Source organism: Streptomyces sp. NPDC042336 (assembly GCF_055581985.1).
Map to the genome: position 1 here is coordinate 1 of NZ_JBVJEA010000103.1, position 1391 is coordinate 1391.

General features: G+C 65.1%; 2 protein-coding genes. One reads left to right on the top strand and one right to left on the bottom strand.

Annotated features, from left to right (window positions below):
- The first annotated feature begins 45 nt into the window (after positions 1-45).
- Positions 46-483 carry an SRPBCC family protein gene (locus ACZ6IM_RS42610; protein ID WP_052843811.1) on the top strand — a complete coding sequence of 146 codons (438 nt, stop codon included), beginning with the start codon at positions 46-48 and terminating at the stop codon, positions 481-483.
- A 24-nt stretch (positions 484-507) separates the two neighbouring features.
- Here ACZ6IM_RS42610 and ACZ6IM_RS42615 read toward each other — a convergent pair.
- Positions 508-1298, bottom strand: a protein-coding gene (locus ACZ6IM_RS42615) for an IS5 family transposase (RefSeq protein WP_469564637.1) whose coding sequence is annotated in 2 segments (ribosomal slippage) — positions 508-983 and positions 983-1298 — 792 coding nt in all. Because the reading frame shifts where the segments join, the coding sequence is not laid out codon by codon here.
- Positions 1299-1391: the final 93 nt, after the last annotated feature.

Consider the following 1391-nt stretch of genomic DNA (forward strand, 5'->3'; position numbering starts at 1 on the left):
GAGCTCGTAACACGATCATGGTGAGACACGGTCTAGCCTTGTTAGGTGTCGTCCCTTGCTGTTACTGCTACCTCGCACTCATCGGCACCTGCTGCTCTCGTCTACGCCACGCTCGTGGATGCAGAATCCTGGCCGTCGTGGACCTCCTACTATGAGGTCGAGTGGGAGCTGCCCGCGGGGGTCGAGCGACCGGCACGGGTAGGTGATCTCCGCACCATTCGTTCTCGCCTCGGACGGGTGTGCTGCCGCGAGCGCATCGTCGAGATGGTTCCCGACCAGCGGTTCAGCTACGAACAAGCCGCAGGGTTGTTCGCTTCTCATCGGGGGTCTGTGGACGTGGCCCGAGCACCCCACGGCGGCACCGACATCACCTGGTCAGCAACCTACCGGCACACTCTTCCCCTTCTGGACAAGCTCAGGAGCCAGCGCCTGCAGGTTTTGGTCCACGACCTGGCTTCATACGCCAACTCAATCGTGAGCTGACACTCCTAGAAGCCTGTGCCAGGTTCATGATCCGGACTTCTTGAGTCGCCGCCAGCAGATCAGGCTGCTGGCCAAGGAGAGGAATGCGTCGTGGAGTTCGGGGCGGCGTTCCCAGCGGACGGCGAGGCGTTTGAACTGGTGGAGCAGGGCAAAGGTCTGCTCGACGACATAGCGGAGCTTGCCCAGACCCTTGATGTTCGGGGCGCCCCTGCGGGAGATGACGGGCAGGATCCGCCGGCGGCGCAGTTCCAGGCGGACGGCCTTCGAATCGTATGCCTTGTCCCCGAGGACGGACTCGGGGCGCCGCCTGGGTCGGCCCGCCCGTCCGGGGACGGGCGGGATGCCGTCGACCAGGTTGATGGTCTGGGTGATGTCGTTGACGTTGGCCGCTGTGGTGATCACGTGCAGCGGAGTGCCCTTTCCGTCGCAGATCAGGTGGTGTTTGCTGCCCGTCTTCCGGCGGTCGACCGGCGACGGACCGGTCGCGGCACCCCCTTTTTCGCGCGGACGTGGGAGCCGTCCACGCATGCGCGACTCCAGTCGAGCTCGCCGGCCGTGTTCAGCTCGGCGAGCAGGAGGCGGTGCAACCGCTCGAATACCCCGGCCTTCTGCCAACGGTCCAGGCGCCGCCAGCAGGTCTGTCCGGAGCCGAACCCCAGCTCCAGGGGCAGAAGTTGCCAGGCGATGTCCTGGTGCAGGACGTACAAGATGCCCTGCAGACACAGCCGGTCGGGCACCGGCCTCGGTCCTGGTGACCGCTCCGGCCATGGCGGCAGCAGGGGTTCGATCCGCACCCACAAGTCGTCATCCACGATCCACGGCCGAGTCGTCACACAACACGAACGGCCAGATCATCACATCGGTCACGCCCGACCAGGGCACCCCAACAAGATCCTGTTACGAGCTCT